General features: G+C 45.0%; 15 protein-coding genes. 5 read left to right on the top strand and 10 right to left on the bottom strand.

Annotated elements, in window-relative coordinates; genetic code table 11:
* Positions 1-207: 207 nt before the first annotated feature.
* On the top strand, positions 208-1047 hold the full coding sequence (locus tag GCHA_RS12950; protein WP_007988904.1) for an MBL fold metallo-hydrolase: 840 nt from the start codon (positions 208-210) through the stop codon (positions 1045-1047).
* A 20-nt stretch (positions 1048-1067) separates the two neighbouring features.
* Complete coding sequence (locus GCHA_RS12955) at positions 1068-2204, top strand: patatin-like phospholipase family protein (protein ID WP_007988905.1); 1137 nt, start codon at positions 1068-1070, stop codon at positions 2202-2204.
* A gap of 54 nt (positions 2205-2258) precedes the next feature.
* Here the strand turns inward: GCHA_RS12955 and GCHA_RS12960 are convergent, their stop codons facing one another.
* The 4 genes from GCHA_RS12960 to GCHA_RS12975 all read right to left on the bottom strand — a co-directional run bounded on the left by GCHA_RS12960 (position 2259) and on the right by GCHA_RS12975 (position 7604).
* Positions 2259-3002, bottom strand: coding sequence for a hypothetical protein (locus tag GCHA_RS12960; protein WP_007988906.1), 744 nt, complete (start codon positions 3000-3002; stop codon positions 2259-2261).
* A 113-nt stretch (positions 3003-3115) separates the two neighbouring features.
* Entirely contained in the window at positions 3116-3589 is a 474-nt protein-coding gene (locus GCHA_RS12965; protein ID WP_007988907.1) for a YehS family protein, read from the bottom strand.
* Between the two features lie 122 nt (positions 3590-3711).
* Positions 3712-5517, bottom strand: coding sequence for a carboxyl transferase domain-containing protein (locus tag GCHA_RS12970; RefSeq protein WP_007988908.1), 1806 nt, complete (start codon positions 5515-5517; stop codon positions 3712-3714).
* Positions 5518-5630: 113 nt separating this feature from the next.
* Complete coding sequence (locus GCHA_RS12975) at positions 5631-7604, bottom strand: monovalent cation:proton antiporter family protein (protein WP_007988909.1); 1974 nt, start codon at positions 7602-7604, stop codon at positions 5631-5633.
* Between the two features lie 127 nt (positions 7605-7731).
* On the opposite strand from GCHA_RS12975, the gene GCHA_RS12980 reads away from it, so the two are divergent.
* The 3 genes from GCHA_RS12980 to GCHA_RS12990 all read left to right on the top strand — a co-directional run bounded on the left by GCHA_RS12980 (position 7732) and on the right by GCHA_RS12990 (position 11418).
* A complete protein-coding gene (locus GCHA_RS12980) occupies positions 7732-8595 on the top strand; it encodes a GGDEF domain-containing protein (protein ID WP_007988911.1) in 864 nt (287 codons plus the stop codon).
* Between the two features lie 162 nt (positions 8596-8757).
* Entirely contained in the window at positions 8758-10404 is a 1647-nt protein-coding gene (locus tag GCHA_RS12985) for a response regulator (protein ID WP_318248976.1), read from the top strand.
* 120 nt (positions 10405-10524) lie between these two features.
* On the top strand, positions 10525-11418 hold the full coding sequence (locus GCHA_RS12990) for a LysR family transcriptional regulator (protein WP_007988916.1): 894 nt from the start codon (positions 10525-10527) through the stop codon (positions 11416-11418).
* 9 nt (positions 11419-11427) lie between these two features.
* Here the strand turns inward: GCHA_RS12990 and GCHA_RS12995 are convergent, their stop codons facing one another.
* The 6 genes from GCHA_RS12995 to lpxB all read right to left on the bottom strand — a co-directional run bounded on the left by GCHA_RS12995 (position 11428) and on the right by lpxB (position 20043).
* A complete protein-coding gene (locus GCHA_RS12995; protein ID WP_007988918.1) occupies positions 11428-12213 on the bottom strand; it encodes a lipase family protein in 786 nt (261 codons plus the stop codon).
* Positions 12214-12315: 102 nt separating this feature from the next.
* Positions 12316-13716 carry a tRNA lysidine(34) synthetase TilS gene (tilS, locus tag GCHA_RS13000; protein ID WP_007988919.1) on the bottom strand — a complete coding sequence of 467 codons (1401 nt, stop codon included), beginning with the start codon at positions 13714-13716 and terminating at the stop codon, positions 12316-12318.
* Positions 13717-13809: 93 nt separating this feature from the next.
* Positions 13810-14766 carry an acetyl-CoA carboxylase carboxyl transferase subunit alpha gene (gene accA / locus GCHA_RS13005; protein WP_007988921.1) on the bottom strand — a complete coding sequence of 319 codons (957 nt, stop codon included), beginning with the start codon at positions 14764-14766 and terminating at the stop codon, positions 13810-13812.
* A 48-nt stretch (positions 14767-14814) separates the two neighbouring features.
* Complete coding sequence (gene dnaE / locus GCHA_RS13010; RefSeq protein WP_007988923.1) at positions 14815-18282, bottom strand: DNA polymerase III subunit alpha; 3468 nt, start codon at positions 18280-18282, stop codon at positions 14815-14817.
* Complete coding sequence (rnhB, locus tag GCHA_RS22820; RefSeq protein ID WP_007988925.1) at positions 18283-18876, bottom strand: ribonuclease HII; 594 nt, start codon at positions 18874-18876, stop codon at positions 18283-18285.
* A complete protein-coding gene (gene lpxB, locus GCHA_RS13020) occupies positions 18877-20043 on the bottom strand; it encodes a lipid-A-disaccharide synthase (RefSeq protein ID WP_007988927.1) in 1167 nt (388 codons plus the stop codon).
* Positions 20044-20046 lie beyond the last annotated feature (3 nt).

The raw sequence follows: 20046 nt of genomic DNA on the forward strand, positions 1-20046 counted from the left end.
TAGCTAAACTGACCAACACCCTCGGCCAGTTGATAATAAAAGCGCATGGATTGCGCTTTTTTCTTGCCCGCAATATACCCGTGTATAAGATTAAGGCTTATTGAACGCGCGCATTAGTGCTAATCTTGGTAGATGCGAAAAGCGTGCTATTAACTGTGCCACTCAATCACTTTGTACAGCCCTAGCGCCTAATAAATGAGTATATTAATGGAATTGACCTTTTATGGTGTACGAGGCTCTGTGCCCACGCCTGGCGCTGAGTATGTGAAGTACGGCGGCAATACTGCATGTGTCCACATTGAATTAAACGACGGTACCGACATCATTATCGACGCAGGTACAGGCATACGGGCGTTAGGTCAAAAACTCGTTAAGAAAGATGGAGATATTCACCTTCTTTTGAGTCACAACCATTGGGATCATATTCAAGGCTTTCCTTTTTTTGCACCTATTTTTCAGCCAAAACGTAACATTCACATTACCCCAGGACAAACTACCCTAGGGGAGCACGACAATATTTTAAAGCAAATGAGTGGTAGCTACTTTCCTGTACAATTTGATACCTTGCAATCCTCTATTTTGCTAGATGTAAAAGCCGAAAACATTCAGCAATGGCACATTGGCGAAGCAAAAATTACGCGTCAAAAAATCAATCACCCGGGTGGTGGCAGCGCCTATAGTATTATCGCTGATGGTAAGAAAGTCGTGTACATTACGGATAATGAACTTTACCCACCGTACAAGAAAAGCACTGACTTTTTAGACTGGGTTGAGTTTGCCCGAGACGCCGACTTGGTGGTGCATGATGCCCAGTATATGTTAGCGGACATGCCCGGCAAAGCTGGCTGGGGTCATTCGGTAGCAGAGGAAGCAGTAAAACTGACGATGGCATGTCGAGCAAAACGCTTGGCCTTATATAGCCATGATCACTCGCGAACTGACGATAACGTTGCCGCGGTAGAAGCTCACTGCCAAGAGTTAGTTGCCATAGCAGAGGCAGATCTTGAATTATTTGCTGCCGCTGAAGGGATGTGCATCACTTTATAGAAGAATGAGTAGGACCCAAATTGACCATACATAAACGTCATCATTATGCGTTGCTTTTATCAGGTGGTGGTGCGCGCGCTGCTTATCAATTAGGCGTACTTAAATCCATTAGTACTTACCTACCTCGCAACCAAGGTATTCCGTTTCCTATTGTTTGTGGTAGTTCAGCCGGTGCGATAAATGCCACTGGGCTTGCGTGCTATGCCTCATGTTATCACTTAGGCATACGCAAATTAGAGCATGTGTGGAAGAACTTCACCACGCGTCAAGTCTATGGCAGCGGTATTCGTGATGTGTATTCCCATTTAGCGCAAAGTTATTTTCGTAGCTTTCAGTCAACCCTTAATCAAAAACAAGCCAGCAGCTTATTAAATAACGCCCCCCTTCGAAAACTCATTCGTAATCGCTTAGATTTCAAACGTATCGATAACAATGTTGCCAGGGGCTACTTACGAGCGATTAGCATAAGTGCATCGAGCTATAGCACGCACGACTCAATTAGTTACTTTCAAGGTCATCACGACATTGCGCCTTGGCACAGGCAGCAGCGCCGTGGAATAAAAACCGCGTTGCACAGTGAACATTTGATGGCGTCATCTGCTATCCCTTTAGTCTTTCCACCGGTCAAATTAGACGGCGAATTTTTGGGTGATGGCTCCGTACATCAATTATCTCCTTTAAGCCCCGCCATTCATCTGGGCGCTGAAAAAATTATGGTCATTGGTGTTGAGCAACCCGAAAAAGCCCCTAGGTTCACTCAAGTTGCTCACTACCCAAGCAGTTTAGAAATTGCCGGCCATTTGTTAGACACCATTTTCGCCGACACTTTGCGCTCTGATTTAGAACGTATGCAGCGCATTAATCAAACGCTTGAACAATTAACGCCGCAACAGCGCCTACAGAGCCCTTTAAAAACCATAGAGTGTTTAGTCATCAACCCAAGTATCTCGTTTAATGACATGGCTGCACGACACTTTCATCAAATGCCGTCGGGGATTAAATCACTTTTGCGATTAATGGGCTTGCACAACAAAGCTGACTCGTCGTTACTCAGTTATTTAATTTTTGAACAAGAGTACTGTAAGGAGCTAATTGCCCTTGGGATGAAAGATGGGCTCGCCAGAGCAGAAGAGATCCGCACTTTTCTTGGTATATGAGGGCTCCCTTATTAATATAAAAACAGACCGTGAGACAGGAAACCGTGAACAGTGTTACAAAATCACTACTTCCTTGCCGCAATCATATTGAGTTTGTTGAATTAAACTGCGATCACTGTTTAACCAGCCCTGTTTGCGCATAGTACGTAAATTTTCTGCAAGTTTAGGGGCGAGTGCATGATGTTTACGATGAATGAAATGATAGCCATAGCGTACAAGCGATGCTTCTAATTTAAAAAAATAGGTGTCTTGGCTTGCTTGGCAAATAATTTGTTTACCTTCAAGCGTGGTGGCTAAAATTGACTGCACCAAACCTTTATCAAGTAATTTAACCAACGCTTTGGCAGACGACACATACTCACAACTCAGGGCAAATTGTGTGCATATATCTTTTGCTCGCTCAAACCCTACTAGCATCGCGATTTTTTGTTTTTTTGAAAGATCGCATTGGGCTAATTGAACACAGAAAAAACCTGTATTCCCTACCCCTATTGGTTCTTCAACCCGAATAAGATTTGCATAGCGTTGGCCCACAGAGGCAAAACGATAGGCCTCTGCATCGATCTCCCCTGTGTTAACCATCGCTAAACCGCGCTTTGATGGAAGGTAAACCAAGGTAGGATCGATATCGAGATTTTCATACAAACGTTTAAACAAACGCAGCGTACTTTTTTGCGGCACGGGGCCTGCTGCTTCAGTCACATTAATCGTGAACAAATCATGATTTGTATTTGAATTTGACTGCACTTGAAGAGAAAAAAGTAGCGTCATTAAAAGTACAACGTACGTCAGTAACATAGGCTTATTCTTATTTATAGTGTGTTTAATGTAGCACGCAAAAATAAAATCAGCAGTACTTTACACTTACACTTTAATCTAATGTAAGAACAGCAAAAGCCCGCAAAAACAGGTTAATCCTTTTGGGCTTCACCCCTTAATTTTAGCTGTAACCCCTTTAAAAAGTTTCTCAAGAACTGATCCTGACACTCTCGATAATGGCGATTTCCTGGCTTACGGAACAAAGCACTTAATTCGTGCTTGGAAAGACGAAAGTCACTTTTTTGCATAATATCTAGAATATCTTCTGCTTGCAGATTAAGCGCAATTTTGAGTTTCATTAAAATAATGTTGTTGGTTAACACTCGCTCTACTGGAGCAGGTGCGCCTTCTCGCTTGCCGCGTTTTAAGTTAATCAAACCATTTAAGAACAGGGCAAATTGTAAGTCGGTAATTCGAACAAACTCTGGCTCTTCTTCTTTACGCAACCAACTATGTAGTTGGGTTGTTGTCGCTGGGTATTCTGCCTGAGCAAATACGTCGAGCATTTGCTTATCATTAAAGTCAAAAATATAGCGAATACGACGCATCACATCGTTATTAATCATTTGTTATTCCTATTTGGGCACTGGCTCAAAGTCGTCTTTGAGCGTTGAATGGCGCTATCATACCCATGTTGCCAGTAAAGCACGATCAAAACCGCCTGTTGGCGTTAAAGAATAGGCAGCTTTTATGAAAATAACGTTTGTAGGATCGCCGTTCGAGTACTTGCAGGATCAATGACGGCATCAATTTCAAGTACACTCGCCACTTCCGTGGCTTGACCGTTTGCGTATTGTTTTGCAACGAGCTTTTCAAATAACTGTTGACGCGCATGTGGATCCTCTTGCGCCGCAAGCTCTTTACTGAACCCCAATTTAACCGCTCCTTCTAATCCCATACCGCCAAACTCACCGGTTGGCCATGACAACATATATTGCGGTTTCATCGTGCTGCCACCTAACAAGGCCTGTGCGCCAAGGCCGTAGCATTTACGTATCGCCACTGCAATTAAAGGGACAGTTAGCTTAGCACCAGAGGTGAATAACGCTGACAAGCGTCGTACTGCCCCTCGTTGCTCGTGCTCCGGCCCCACCATAAAACCTGGCGTATCGCATAAGCTTATCAGTGGGATTGAGAACGCATTGCATAGGCGCATAAACTCAGCGGCTTTTTCACCGGCTTCTACATCTATCGCGCCGCCTAATACCTTACAATCGCTGGCTAAAACCCCCACCGGCTTACCTTGCATGCGCATAAAGCCAGTAATAATCGCGCCCCCAAACTGGCGCTGTAGTTCTGTAAAGCTGTCTTCATCGCCCAAGATCGCTATTGCTTTTCGTATGTCGTACACAAACCGGCGGTCATCTGGTAACACATCTCTTAGCGCAATCTGCTGAGCGTCTTTCTCAACCTGTTCTTGCGGCGAATATTCAATGGGGCCTTGAAAGTAACCTAAGCAGCGCTTTGCCAATTCTGAGGCATGAATTTCGTCATCGGCAACAATATCCACCACACCGTTCGATGCTTGTGTTTCAATGGGGCCAATGTCTTTTGCGCTCACTTTACCAAGACCGCCTCCTTCAATCATGGCGGGCCCTGCCATACCAATCCAAGACTTTTTTGTTGCTATTCGGATATCTGCCGCACCAAATAATGCCGCGTTACCGGCAAAACAATAACCGTTTGCTATCGCAATGCGTGGCACCACATCACTTAACGCTGCCCAACTGGAAAACGACGCACACTGCAGCCCCGAATTAACGATAGTGATATCAGTATCTCCTGGCCTGCCACCTCCGCCTTCGGTAAACATGATAACCGGTAGAGATTGCGCTTGGGCCACGGCCAGAATACGGTCCAACTTTTGGTGATGAAAGAACCCTTGCGTGCCAGCCAGTACGCTGTAATCATTGATCACTATGGCCGTTTTATAAGCTTGAGTTGATGCAGATGCGCCCTGTGGTCGGTTGATCTCACCTACACCTGTGATGATGCCATCGGCGGCGGTGGCCGTTTTAAGTTGTTGATAATCGCGGCGCTGCCTCTGAGCGGCAACGGCAAACTGCCCATATTCCATAAATTGCTGAACATCGCATATTTGCGCTAGGTTTTGCCGCGCACTTCTAAAACCTTGAGCTTGGCGTTTCGCTAGTTGAGTGCTTCGCACCTCATCAAGAGTCGACGCTTTGCGCTTTTCAAACTCACTTAACGCTTTATCAGTACTGGACATCACTTGTGCTTCTGTTGCTTCTGCTACTGCCAGCTGGCTTTCATCCACAATCTCAAGTAGTTTTTGCTCAACCTCTACTTCATCATCGACCTTGACCCAAACACGTTTAACCCTGCCAGTATGGCTGGCAACAACCGGCAAATCCGTGCCCATGATATGTAAGGTTAAAACAGTTTGCCCTTTGGTGACACTTTGCCCTTGCAAAACAGAGATATCAGAAACAACAGCGATGGAACTAGCAGTGATAATGGACGAATGAGACATAGTACTTCTTAAAGTTAATATAAACGTTAATATAAAAGTGAATAAAAATAGCCAGTTAACTTTGCGAAGTGCAAGTGAACTGAGAAATCCAGAGGTTTTCTTAGCTAAACGGATTAATCGCCTTCCAGTAAAAACCGCTCAGCTCGCTCAACACGCCTGGGTTTTCCGCTGATCACCAGTACATCACCTATACTTAGCACTGTGTCTGATGGAGGGCTTTCTAATTCAATATTGTCTCTACGCAGACCCTTAACCTTCACCCCCGAACGGGTAATATTCAGCTCTGTTAGAGACTTACCTACCGCAAATGCGTTATTTGCAATAACCACGGCATGCATAAATTCCAATTTGTCTTGTTTTTCATAGCTTAATTCTGTGGTTTCACCGGGGAAGAAACCATGCATGTTGCCATAGTGCCCTTTGCGCTCTTTACGCACCCGTTTCAAAATGCGTGACATTGGAATACCTGACAAATGCAACACCTGAGACACCAACATCAAGCTCCCCTCTAGAATTTCAGGTACCACCTGACTGGCACCTGCACTGTATAGTTCGCTCATACGGTAGTCTTTACGAGTGCGCACAACGATAGGTAAATCTGGATACAAACTTGAGATAAGCTGAATAACTGCCATCGCTTTATTGTGCTCGTCAAAGGTAATAAGCACGAGCTTCGCTCTTTCTATCCCCACCGCTCTGAGGATATCTTTTTGCCGAACATCACCAAAATATACCGGCTGACCGGCACTTTGACTTTCGTGTACCCGCACTGGATCGGCGTCAATCACTAAATACGGGATCGCCTCGCTTTTCAGTAGGCGGCTAACGGACTGACCGACCCGACCAAAGCCCATGATTATCACATGGTCATGCATCTGCTCGTGTTGACTGGCAAGGGTTTCACTGGCCTCTAACGCCGGAGCTGGCGCATTGACAATTCGCTTGGCAAAATCAGAGCTTCGGGTCACTAGCCAAGGCGTCATCGCCATACTTAAGATACCAATACTGAGAATAAGCGAGCCAACTTGCGTAGAAAGAATGTTGTGATCCACTGCCAGAGCGGCGATCACAAAACTAAACTCACCCATTTGGCACAACTTAAAACCTGCTGCCCATGCGTCCTCTTTTGGCACACCGAACAACCCGCCTGCTAAACGAATGATGATCACTTTAATTAGCAGCATTCCGCCTAAGCCCAATAATGCCCAGTGCCACTGTGCTAATAAATCAGTGAGATTCAGCCGCATACCTATGGTAATAAAAAACAGCCCCATCAAAATATCTCGAAACGGCCGAATGTCCGCTTCTAATTGGTATTTATATTGACTCTCACCCAGCATCATGCCGGCTAAAAATGCCCCTAGCGCCATAGACAAACCGAACGAATAAGTCAGACCAGCAGCCATTAACGCGACCAAAATAGTGGTTAATACGAAAAGCTCATCAGTGCGCGTTTGGGCAACTTCGGTAAATACCCTAGGGAGTATCCATTTACCGACAGACATCAGAATAAATACCACCACTACGCCTTTAACAATCGATAAGGAAATAGCCACACCGAGACTTTGCCCACCGTCAATGGCTAAAAGCGGTACCACGATTAATAAGGGAACTACGGCTAAATCTTGAAAAAGCAGAATACTCACTGCCATTTGCGCGCGGGACGTATTTAAAATACCCATGTCATTGGTTTGTTTGATGACAATCGCGGTCGAGGAAAGCGCCACAATACTGCCAACGATAATCGCGGCTGGTAAACCAACTCCGAGCAGCATGCTAATGCCCATAAACGCCACTGTGGTCAGTAACATCTGGCCTAAGCCTACGCCAAATACCATTTGTCGCATGGCAATCATCTTCGGCAGAGAAAACTCTAGCCCCAGAGAAAACAGAAGAAAAACCACCCCCAACTCAGCAAATGTTTGCATGTCTTCAGGGTGTTCAAATAACGCAAGTAAATCGGGACCGGCAAGAATACCGCAATACAAGTAGGCCAAAATAGGCGGCAAGTTTATGCGCTTAAACAACCACACACTTGCCACGGCGACGGCCATTAATATTACTATATTTGAAAAAATCCCATGCATTACAAGGGTTACCACCTCTTATCCGATAAAATCCATTTTTGGGCACGAATACTGCTTAGACTAAGCATTACCGTAAATCAGAGTGCTATTTATAGCGAGTTCGCCAATTTTTTGGCAGGAGTCAGTGGTGGAACAACTTAATCAGCTTTATGAACAACACGTGGGTGAAAATGTATTTAATCCAGGTCATTACGCCCCTGTTTTAAATCAACATGAACTCAGTGCTTTCTTTCAAAAATGGTTAACCACTATTGACCTGACCGTACTTAGCGAGCTATTTTTTCAGCAACTGCAAAATACGTTACCCCTGTGTGGCTTAAAAATCCAGTGTAATCACAACGACATTCACTATGGAGAGCTAGCGAAAAGTCGACATCATAAACACTTAGCTGTGCGCCAAGATGAAAAGCAAATCGCTATGATCCACTATGCATTTTCTCGTACGTTGGCCGTGCGCGAATGGCAAATCGTACAGCAGTTGCACATGTTATTTAAAAACCCGTTAAAAAACGGCCTAGAATATGAACGCATAAAACTTGCAGCGACTAGAGATAACTTAACAGCACTAAGAAACCGCAGCAGCTTTAATGACACCATGCATCGCCTATTTAGTCATGCAAAACGCCAACCCAGTCAATTTGCGCTTTTAGTTATCGACCTTGATAAGTTTAAACAAGTGAACGATCAATACGGCCATTCACATGGGGATAAAATACTTATCGCCTGCGCTGACACTATTTCAGCCAGTTTGCGTGACACGGATTTTGCCTTTCGCTACGGCGGTGACGAATTCTGTTGCCTACTCACAGACACCTGTATTAATTCCTGTGCACAAATTTCACAACGTATCCAACTGGCGTTTAAACAAAATAACTTTCTCGCTCAGCACGATATTGGCTGCAGCATCGGCAGTGCTATTTATCAACAAGGCGACACAGAACATAGCCTGTTTAAGCGCGCAGACGCCGCCATGTATCGCAATAAAAAGTAAGCCCTCTGCTCATACTTCATTAGAATACCTAGTCCCTTTCACAGCAAGTTCACTTGCTGAATAGATATCTATACTTAAAAAGTGATTGAGCTTATCCATGGTTCAATATAACGTTGTGTCATAACAACAAGATACCTATGAACACGGTTAGATGGATTTAGTGTGATTAAGATACCTCCTCAGGCTCCCATCAGTGAGCTACATGTGTTAGTCATTGATGGCCAATCTTTAGTACAAGACACCATAAAGTCAGCATTTCATGAAGTAGGCATTGAACATGTTCGCTGTGCGCAAAATGCTTTTTACGCTATCCGTCTGTGTGAACATATCCGTTTCGACATTATCTTAGTAGCATTTGACGTGCGCAGTGATAAAGACGGCTTTAACCTTTTGGAAGAAATGCGCTTTAAAGGGTTTATTGCTAAAACCACCAGCGTCATTTTTCTCAGCGCTGATACCTCCCCAGAACTGGTCAATTGCGTAATGGAGCTTCAACCCGACGATTTTTGGGTTAAGCCATTGGATAAATATCGCGTTGCCCAGCGTATTAATCATATTTTAAAGATTAAAAGCCAATTGTATCGTTTGAACTATTGCTTCGATCATCAAGAATACCCAAGCGCTATTTACCTAGCACAACGTCAACTTGAAGACGAATCACTTGCTCAATATCGACCGCAAATCAATCGCTTAATCGGTCGCTGTTTATTTAACTTGCAGGAATATGCTGACGCAGAAACGTTTTACCGAACTTTGCTCAAAGAATGTGACTACGGCTGGGTGGCAGTGGGGTTAGTCAGAACCTTATTACAGCAAGATAAGATAGTAGAAGCACAAGCGCTAGCAGATGATTTATTAGAGCGCGACGATACCCGCTTTGCTACATACGATGCCCTCACCGAATATTACATTAGCCAAGAAGACTATGAGAAAGGGTATGAGCTGATAAAAGAAGCCAGCAAGCTAGCCCCGCGTAATATTCAGCGACACCGAAAAGCATGGGATCTTGCTCGCCTTAATCACGATCCTATGGGCCAATATCTGGCCACGCAGAATATGGCAAAATATGCTAAAAACTCAATTCATGACAGTCCCGAGCTTATTCTCAATGTGATACGCGCAGGCATAGACTTAGCCAGCACGGTCTCAACCACGCAAGCGAAGAACTTGCTAGCAGAGACTGAGCGCAAACTACTCAATGTCCAACAAGAGTTTGCTCATATCAATGGCTTTAAAAATCAATTGATTGTGATCCAAGCGCGGCTATTAAGCTTGAAAGACAAAAAACAGCAAGCAGAACAATTGATGCAAGAGCAAGCTCAGGTTAACAGCTGGCATTCGGTTGAAGACAATTTAGATAAGGTCAAAGCGTTTCATGAGATTGGTCAACGAGAGCAATCATTAGCGATTCTTGAGCGTATGAAAGAACAAATCAACGGCAATGATTTTACCAACCAAGTCATGGCTGAATATTTAGAGCAAGAACAATTTGAACGTACCGAGATCCACCACAATCCCAAGGAATTGGCGGAAATGGCCTCAGTACACTACAAAAACAAACGCTTTTCTCCAGCCTATAAGCTGCTCACTCAAGCACTACAGTTATCCCCTAAAAACACCAATATTGGCCTAAGTTTGTTAAAGGTACTGACACGATTAGCCCAAGATGATGGCCTAAATGAAGAGCAAGAAAGCGGTTTAAAGCACTGCAAGACCCTATTAAAAACCGCTGACCTAAGTACGCAGCAAAAGCTGAAGCAAGCGCAATACCTTGATTCAATAAAGCAACATCAAGCGACGCGTTATTAAGCACAATGCAAAAACTCATCACGACCTAAATATGAAACCTTTCGTTTTTCAGGTTAAAGGAGATTACTATTGTGTTAACTAACGCTAATTCACCTGCGTAATTCGGATGATCTCTTTGCTATGACGATAATTTCTCAAACTGCGTCCTTAGAAATGCTGATAGCGGTCGTCGATAACGGGGGCTTTAGTGCAGCAGCTAAACAACTCGACACCCAAGTTGCTCGTGTGTCGCGCGCTATTGCTAAGCTAGAGCAAGATCTTGATTGCACCTTATTAAATCGCACCACGAGGCGCGTGGAGCTAACCCAAGAAGGGCTGTTTTTTGTTAATGAGGTACGAGTTAGTTTACAACAGCTCAATTACGCAGAATCTAGATTACGCGAACTCAAGCAAACGCCTACGGGCAACTTAAGAGTCGATGCAGCCTCTCCTTTTATGCTTCACCAATTAACCCCATTAATAGCAGGTTTTCGAGAAGCTTATCCTCTGATCGAATTGGAGTTAATTTCCAATGAAAGCATCATCGATTTAATTGAAAAACGTACGGATGTGGCTATTCGCATAGGCCAGCTAGAAGACTCGAACTTACACGCCAGGTTATTGGGAAACAGTCAGCTGCATTTAGTCGCCAGCCCAGCCTACTTACAGAGTTTATCCGCCCCGATGACCCTAGAAACCCTATCGGAATGTAGCATCATTGGCTTCGCCCATTCAGCTAATCTGAATAATTGGCCTTTAAAGCACAGGTTACCCAAACCGCTCAAACCTAATATTTTAGGCAGCAGTGGTGAAACTATTCGTCAACTTTGCTTACAAGGCAACGGTGTTGCCTTGTTGTCTGACTTTATGATCGCTAAGGACGTGCGTGAGGGCAAGTTGCTCAAAGTACTCCAAGGAAGTGTGATAAGCCCGCACCCAAGAGAGCAAATAAACGCGGTATATTATAAAAACACCGCTCTATCTTCTCGTATCAGTGCGTTTCTGGATTATATACAGGACAAACTCACACTTTAAGGGTAGACCTTAATGCTTATCAAAAAAGTCTTTGTTGCGTATGTACTTGTGCATGTAATGATAAGAAATAGGTGAGATAAGCCAGCTAGTGAGAGTTTTGTATAAACGCACAGATGGTCGTATGTTTTCGTAAATTCGTTCATTATGCAGCCAAAGATTGCGCCCCACATGTTTGAATATACCCGGCAAAGGCGGCAAAAAGGTAATAATGTCTAAATCGCAACAGATACGATAAGTTCGACGGTGAAGCGTATAATGTTTGTTAAAGCTTCTAAACCCTGTAGATGGCTGGCCAAAGGTCACAACCCTGCGCACTGGCGTATCAAAGCGTCTTTCTAGCCAATCCGCCGTCAAAATTGCCATAGCACCGCCTGATGAGTGCCCTGTTAAACTAATTCTCTTTCCATTCGCTATCAATGGCGCTAATACTTTTTCAATCTGCTGATAGATACTCAGCGCTTCATCTTCGGGCTCGGCCCCCGCAACCTTTTGGTTGAGCAACCTATCGTAACCATAGTGAATGTAATAGACGATATTGCCGAAACGCTTTCGTTTGGGAAAACAACACAAGTTCGTTAACCAATCACTCAATACTTGCGAGCCACGAAATACCACTATCACTTCTTTCTTTTTTTCTTGCCATAAAATGCGCGCTAATACATGGCCTTGGCGATTTTTGATCGCCACGTGTCCGTGCTCTGAGAAACCCAGCTCTACATGATCAAAGGTTTTTGGGTAGGCCAATTTGCATAACACTGCATAGCGTTCATATTGGTAGCGTTTGAGTTTTTTCAAGTAGCGAAAAGAGGTAGTCAGACAATGCTTGCAGGCTACTGATGTTTTATGACACTCCCGTGACTAACATGGCAGAATTGTGTTAAATCTTATTACGAAACCTTATTCACCTGAATAACTTAAGCCGTACGCGAAGTCCCCACGCGCGCGTAAATCAGCACTGTGTTGGCTAGGCAAAAACGCGCCTTTTCGTAACAAACCCACAATCCGTTCATTCTGAGAGATAACCGCAATCTGACTGCGCTCCCAAGGCGCTATATGCCACTGCTTAAACCATTGTTTGAGGGGCTTAGAGTGCGGTGAATTTTGTGGGGTAAAGCGCCGCGAAAAGCCGCCGAAAGAGAGCGTAACTTGGCCAAACTCTGGGCTATTATCTGGGCTATCAATAGCCAAGAATGACTTACTGCCTCCCCAATCTTGTGCCCTAACAAGCTCAACACATCCTAACGACAGAGGGAGTTCGTATTTCTTCGATAAGCTTAGTATTGTGCTATACGACTTAACGTCTTTGGGTACAGTAATCACATACAAGGCGTCTTCAAACCGCCTGAACTGCCAGCTTTGCCACTGAATAATTGGGTTTGCATCTTGAGCTGAAAGCAATAACTCATTGCTCAACTGGGTCAATATTGCTTGGCTTGGGCTTAGAATATTCTGCTCATCTAGCCACAAACGCACTACTTGTAACCGCCAAGCCTCTGTCAGCGCCAAAAGCCCCTTAACACATAAGGTATTATTGGGTTTTCGCAACGGCTGTAACTTTTCTAGGGACACCTCATCTAACAAGGCTTGCTGCTCGGCACAAAGCTTGGCACTGCGTGATACCGACTGTGCAATATGCGGCCAACGCTCATTGAGCAAAGGCGCGACATCACGGCGAATAAAGTTGCGCTCAAAATCAGTATTTTGATTAGACTCATCTTCTTGCCACACAAGCGACTGCTCTTTAGCATAGTGCTGAATTTGCTGCTGGCTAATATCCAACAAGGGTCTAAAAAAGTGCACATTGTGCTGCGAGGCATCCAGTTTAGCACTGGTAAAATAAGCACCCATTCCGCTCAACCCTTTTGGGCCCGCGCCTCTTTTTAGTTGTAGCAACACGGTTTCTAATTGATCGTCTTGATGCTGAGCAAGCATGATGGTGCTGTCTGTGGGCGCCATTTCAACTAGTTTGGCATAACGCGCTTCTCGCGCTTGGGCTTCAATCCCTTTGCCATTTGAAAAATCTAGTGCCACCTTGGCGCTTGCGAACTCTACATTGAGAGCATCGCATACGTCGGCGCAATGCTGTTGCCACAAATCGGCATTCTCACTCAAACCATGATGAATGTAGATAGCGCTGAGTGTAAAGGGTGTTTTTTTTGCCTGCTGTAATCTCCACAGTGCATGCAGTAGCACGTGTGAATCAATGCCAGCACTGTAAGCGACAACAAAATGTCGTGAGGGTAAAAGAGATGGGGTAAGCCCAGATATTTGCCGTTCTAGATGTTCAAGTAAAGACATAGCTGCCAGCGGAGTTGCGATAACGTTAGCGCATTAACATACAAGTCAACGCGCTAAACGTGCGCTGCCTAGATTACAGGCAGCGAATTAATTTTAACAGTAACCAAACGACATGAGTCGCTCATAACGTTGATCGAGTAGTTCATCAACAGACAAGCTTCTTAGCTGTGCAAGTTGCTGTTTAATTGTCGCCTTTAAGTTCGCTGCAGCGATGTCGTGATCGCGATGAGCGCCACCTAGGGGCTCTTCAACGATCGTATTAATCAAGCCTAATTCTTTAATTTGCCCTGCAGCTACACCCATAGCTTCAGCAGCTTGAGGCGCTTTTTCAGCGCTTTTCCAAAGAATAGATGCACAGCCCTCAGGTGAGATAACAGAATAGGTACTGTATTGCATCATATTAACGCGATCGCCTACACCTATGGCTAACGCTCCACCAGACCCACCTTCGCCGATAACCGTGCAAATAATAGGTACTTTAAGTCCAGCCATGACTTTTAGATTGCGCGCAATAGCTTCACTTTGACCACGTTCTTCCGCGCCTACGCCAGGGTAGGCTCCTGGTGTATCGATAAAGGTAATGATCGGCAAGTTAAAACGCTCGGCCATTTCCATCAAACGTAAGGCTTTGCGGTACCCTTCAGGTTTTGGCATACCAAAGTTACGTTTTACTTTCTCTTTGGTATCACGACCTTTTTGGTGACCAATCACCATAATAGGTTGCTCGTCTAGCATCGCCAAACCACCGATAATCGCTTTGTCATCGGCAAACGCACGATCACCCGCTAACTCATCAAATTCGCTGAAAATACGCGGGATATAATCCAAGGTATAAGGACGCATAGGATGACGAGCAAGTTGAGAAACTTGCCATGCGCCTAAATCGGCGAATATTTTCTTGCTCATTTCCGCGCTTTTTTCGCGCAGCTTTGTGATTTCTTCCTCGATACTAATATCGAATTCACCGCCTTGATTAACCAAACGCAATCCCTCAATCTTCGCTTCAAGATCGGCAATTGGTTTTTCGAAATCCAAAAAGTTCAAGCTCATTCCACACCTAATTTGTTTATTCGTGAACAGATGTAATATCTGTCAAAATCAATGAAACACCAGCTCAACATGCTCTTTACCGAACTGCTGCTGTAATTCAAAAAGTAACTGGTCCTCAGGGGTTACATACCACTGGGCACCTAAAGCCAATGTCACCTCTGCATCCGGATGTACAACATGGGCTTGTACCGGACAGCTGCCACCTTGATAAGGCGTTAATATTGCTTGCAGTTTAGCGAGTGTTGATGCATTACACCAGCTCGAATCAAACTGCATGCTTAACCATTTTGCGTTCTTTTCCCTCGCCTGGACTATGTCCATGGCATCGCGGGCGCCTATTGTATTGCCCCCAGAAAATTCATCAAAGCTGACCTGTCCACTTACCACCAATATTCGGTCAGATTGCAGTATTTCCTCGTATTGTTCAAACAAATCGGGGAAAAAACGTACATCTATCCTAGCACTTTTATCATCCAATGTGACAATACCCCAGCGCCGTCCTCTTTTATTAGTCATGACGCGTACGCCCAGTACTAATCCTACCGCGTAGGACACGACATCTTTATTAGTCGGTTTCAGATCAACCAAGCGGCCGGTGCAGTAGTGTCTAATCTCTTGCAAATATTGATTAATTGGATGACCGGTTAAATATAAACCTAAGGTATCTTTTTCACCGTCCAACCATACTTTTTCTGGCCAAGGCGGCACTTTAACGAAGGCTTGCTCTACTTGCTCAGGCTCAGTGGTTAATAGACCAAACATATCACTTTGCCCATGAGACTCAGCTTTAGCGTGCTGATCCGCAGCGGCAATGGCTTCAGGCAATGTCGCCATAATTGATGCGCGGTGAGGGCCAAGGTTATCTAATGCCCCAGCGTAGACGAGCTTTTCAAGCACTCGCTTGTTTATACGCTTAGTATCTACTTTGGCGCAGAAATCGAACAAGTCTGTGAATTTTTCGTGATTCTCCCGCGCTTCAATGATGGCCGCAATAGGTCCTTCACCGACGCCTTTTATCGCGCCTATGCCGTAAACAATTCGCCCTTCGCTATCAACAGTGAACTTATAACTACCAGCGTTCACATCTGGAGGTAGCAAGGTGATGCCCATCCGCTGACATTCATCCACTAAGGTGACGATTTTGTCCGTGTTATCCATATCAGCTGACATTACCGCCGCCATGAACTCAGCAGGGTAATGTGTTTTCAACCAAAGTGTTTGGTAAGAAACTAACGCATATGCGGCAGAGTGAGATTTGTTGAAACCATAGCCCGCAAACTTCTCAACCAGATCAAAGATCTTTATCGCCAATTCTGGATCAATGTTATTATTTTTCGCGCCTGTCTCAAATGACTCACGCTGCTTGGCCATCTCTTCGGGTTTCTTCTTACCCATAGCTCGGCGCAGCAAATCCGCGCCACCTAGGCTGTAACCAGACATTTCCTGCGCAATTTGCATAACTTGCTCTTGGTACAGGATGATGCCGTAAGTAGGCTCAAGAATTTCTTTCAAGCATTCATGTTGGTAAGTCGCATCTGGATAGGAAATGGCTTCTCGGCCATGTTTACGGTCAATAAAGTTATCAACCATGCCTGATTGCAAAGGGCCTGGTCTAAACAGCGCCACCAATGCGATGATATCTTCGAAACTATCTGGGCGAAGTCGCTTGATCAAATCCTTCATACCACGGGACTCTAACTGGAATACCGCGGTGGTTTCTGAGCGTTGCAGTAACTTAAACGACTTTTTGTCATCCATTGGTATCGCCAGAATATCAATATCAATTCCCTTGCCACTGGAAATCATATCGATGGCCCATTGAATAATCGTCAACGTACGCAAACCCAAGAAATCGAACTTAACTAAACCAGCGGTTTCAACGTCATTTTTATCAAATTGGGTAACCGGGTTTTTGCCCTCATCATCACAATAAAGCGGAGCGAAATCGGTAATTTTATCCGGGGCGATAACCACACCACCGGCGTGTTTACCTGCATTTCGTGTTACCCCTTCAAGAATACGCGCCATGTCGATCAGATCTTTTACTTCTTCGTCATAAGCGTAAAGCTCAGGGAGACGCGGCTCTTCTTCAAACGCTTTGGTTAGTGTCATGCCCGGTGTAGGGGGGATAAGCTTAGAGATGCGATCAACAAAGCCATAAGGATGACCTAACACACGCCCTACATCACGCACTACGGCTTTTGCTGCCATGGTACCAAAGGTAATAATTTGCGATACCGCGTCACGGCCGTACATTTCGGCAACGTGATCGATAACCTCGTCTCGTCTGTCCATACAGAAATCAACATCGAAATCCGGCATTGATACCCGTTCTGGGTTCAAGAATCGCTCGAATAGCAAATCGAATTCAAGAGGATCCAAGTCGGTTATCCCCAAGGCGTATGCAACCAATGACCCTGCGCCTGACCCACGGCCAGGACCAACAGGAATACCGTTGTCTTTACTCCATTGGATAAATTCCATTACGATCAAGAAGTAACCTGGGAACCCCATTTGGTTGATAACCACCAACTCTACTTTTAAACGCTCGTCGTATTCAGGGCGTTTGGCGAGTCGCTCTTCTTCATCTGGAAATAAAAAGGCTAATCGCTTTTCCAATCCCTCTTCAGAGACCTTAACCAAGAAATCAGCAATCGACATATCCCCGGTAGGGAAATCCGGCAAAAAGTAAGTGCCCAATAACACTGACACATTGCATCGTTTAGCAATCTCGACGGTGTTTTCGATCGCCTGAGGAATGTCGGCAAATAGCTCACACATTTCCTCACTGCTGCGCATGTATTGTTGTTCACTGTATAATTTGGGCCGCCTAGGATCGTTCAGCGTGTAACCATCGTGAATAGCCACACGAATTTCATGGGCCTCAAAGTTATCAGGGGAGATAAAACACACTTCGTTGGTGGCGACCACAGGTAAATTATGCTGCCCTGCCCACTCAACGGCTCGGTGAATGTAATCCTCTTCACCGACGCGCGCTGTGCGTGTTAACTCTAAATAGAAACGATCAGGAAAATGCTCTTGGTAAAATGCAGTGGCTTTTTCGGCTAGCCCCACATTACCTTTGGTGAGGTATACGCCTAAGTCGCCCATGCGACCACCCGACAGAATAATCACGCCTTCACTGTGTTCGGCTAACCATTCTTGGTCTATCACCGCCTTGTCTTGCACACTTCCGCGTAAATAGGCTTTGGAAATGAGCAAGGTGATATTTTTATAGCCTTTGTTATTGGCCGCCAAAAGCGTTAGCCGAAAAACATGATCTTCAAGTGCTGATGATTGCACCCAAAAATCGGTTCCTATTATCGGTTTGATGCCATTTGCATGCGCTTGCTCGTAAAACTTCACCAAGCCACACATGTTCATTTGGTCTGTCAAGGCAACAGCGGGCATATTTAATGATTTCACTTGGGAAATCAGTGGCTTGACTTTATTCAAACCATCCAGCATGGAGTAATCACTGTGCACTCTTAAGTGTACAAATTTACAATCAGACATTTAGTTTCCTGCCAACTGTCCACCGCGTTGCACTAATGATAATTGCACGGGTTTAAAGCTCATTCGATACTCAGGTAAAGGGCCAAATTCAGCCAGTTTTTCAAGGTGTGCTTTGGTTGGGTAGCCTTTATGTTGGCCAAATCCATATTCAGGGTATTTCTCATGCAAAGCAGTCATTTCTGCGTCTCTAGTGACTTTGGCAATAATCGAGGCGGCTGATATTTCAGCATATAAGCTGTCCCCTTTAACCACAGCTTCACATGCGTAGTTCCACTTTGGGCAACGATTACCGTCTACCCGCACAAAGGTAGGTTGAGTCGCTAGCCCCTGCACTGCCCGCGTCATAGCAAGCATGGTGGCATGTAAGATATTCAACTCATCAATTTCTTCTGGGGATGCTCTACCTACGCTCACAGAAAGCGCATTTTGCATAATGAGATCAAACAAGGCTAAGCGTTTCTTCTCGGATATTTTTTTCGAATCGGCTAGCCCAGCGATCGGCTTAGAAGGGTCGAGAATAACCGCTGCCGTCACCACATCCCCCACTAGAGGACCGCGGCCTACTTCGTCGACACCTGCTATTAACTGAGTCATTTAGTTACTCTCTTGATTAGGTTCAATCAGTGCCAAGACAGCTCTGGCCGCTTGGGCATCGGCGTCTTGCTTGAGCACTTCGTGAAGCTGAGTAAAACGCGCGACGAGTGCGGTTTTATCTTCGTCACTCTGGGTAAAATAATGTAATAATTTTTTGGCAATATTTTGCGGGTTAACGTCTTCTTGCAGTAGTTCTGGTACTAGCTCTTCGTCCGCAAGAATATTTGGCAATGCGAAATATTTAGCGATATATAGGCGCTTCATCATCTGATGTGTCAACCAGCTCATGCGGTAAGCAACCACCATAGGCCGCTTACATAACATCGCTTCTAATGTGGCGGTGCCTGACGCTAATAACACTGCATCAGAGGCTGTCATCACCTCACGGGCATGGCCAATCACCACTCGATAATTAACATTTACCGTGTGCTCTCGCATATAGTCTTCGACTTGGCGTTTTCGTTCTTTATTCACCACAGGAATGAGTACAGATAAATCACTCACTTCTTTGGCTAGCAATTCTGCGCTTTGCATGAATATATCAAGCAACAAGTTCACTTCACTATGACGACTACCGGGCAGCAATGCGAGCACGCGCTCTTCTGTGCGAACTTTCAGTGCCCTACGAGCAGCTTCTTTGTCAGGCGCTATCGCAATGCTGTCAGCCATGGTATGACCTACAAACTGACATGGAATGTTGTGTTTATCGTAAACCTGCTTCTCAAAAGGAAACAAGCTTAGTACCAGATCCGTTGCTTTAGCAATCTTGAAGACCCGCTTTTCGCGCCATGCCCAAACCGTAGGGCTGACGTAGTGTACGGTTTTAATACCCGCGTTTTTAAGAGGAAGTTCTAGGCGTAAATTGAAATCAGGGGCATCAACACCGATAAAAATATCTGGCGGGTTAGCGATAAAATGCTGGTATAAACTTTTACGTACAAACAATAATCTGCGTATACGCGACAACACTTCAACAAGGCCCATTACGGACAACTCTTCCATGTCGAAAATTGTTGTGCAGCCTTGCGCTTGCATGCGGGGACCGGCTATCCCCTCAAACGTTGCATTAGGGTATTGCTGTTTGATCTTACTGATTAAACCAGCGGCTAGTATATCGCCGGATGTTTCACCGGCGACAATTCCTACTCTGATGTTTTTTTCGCTCATGGC

The organism is Paraglaciecola chathamensis S18K6 (genome assembly GCA_000314955.1).
Lineage (GTDB): Bacteria > Pseudomonadota > Gammaproteobacteria > Enterobacterales > Alteromonadaceae > Paraglaciecola > Paraglaciecola chathamensis.

Coding starts and splice junctions, on each gene's coding strand:
- GCHA_RS12950 (WP_007988904.1), top strand. CDS start 208: ATGGAATTGACCTTTTATGGTGTACGAGGCTCTGTGCCCACGCCTGGC.
- GCHA_RS12960 (WP_007988906.1), bottom strand. CDS start 3,002: ATGTTACTGACGTACGTTGTACTTTTAATGACGCTACTTTTTTCTCTT.
- GCHA_RS12965 (WP_007988907.1), bottom strand. CDS start 3,589: ATGATTAATAACGATGTGATGCGTCGTATTCGCTATATTTTTGACTTT.
- GCHA_RS12970 (WP_007988908.1), bottom strand. CDS start 5,517: ATGTCTCATTCGTCCATTATCACTGCTAGTTCCATCGCTGTTGTTTCT.
- GCHA_RS12975 (WP_007988909.1), bottom strand. CDS start 7,604: ATGCATGGGATTTTTTCAAATATAGTAATATTAATGGCCGTCGCCGTG.
- GCHA_RS12990 (WP_007988916.1), top strand. CDS start 10,525: ATGACGATAATTTCTCAAACTGCGTCCTTAGAAATGCTGATAGCGGTC.
- tilS (WP_007988919.1), bottom strand. CDS start 13,716: ATGTCTTTACTTGAACATCTAGAACGGCAAATATCTGGGCTTACCCCA.
- accA (WP_007988921.1), bottom strand. CDS start 14,766: ATGAGCTTGAACTTTTTGGATTTCGAAAAACCAATTGCCGATCTTGAA.
- dnaE (WP_007988923.1), bottom strand. CDS start 18,282: ATGTCTGATTGTAAATTTGTACACTTAAGAGTGCACAGTGATTACTCC.
- rnhB (WP_007988925.1), bottom strand. CDS start 18,876: ATGACTCAGTTAATAGCAGGTGTCGACGAAGTAGGCCGCGGTCCTCTA.
- lpxB (WP_007988927.1), bottom strand. CDS start 20,043: ATGAGCGAAAAAAACATCAGAGTAGGAATTGTCGCCGGTGAAACATCC.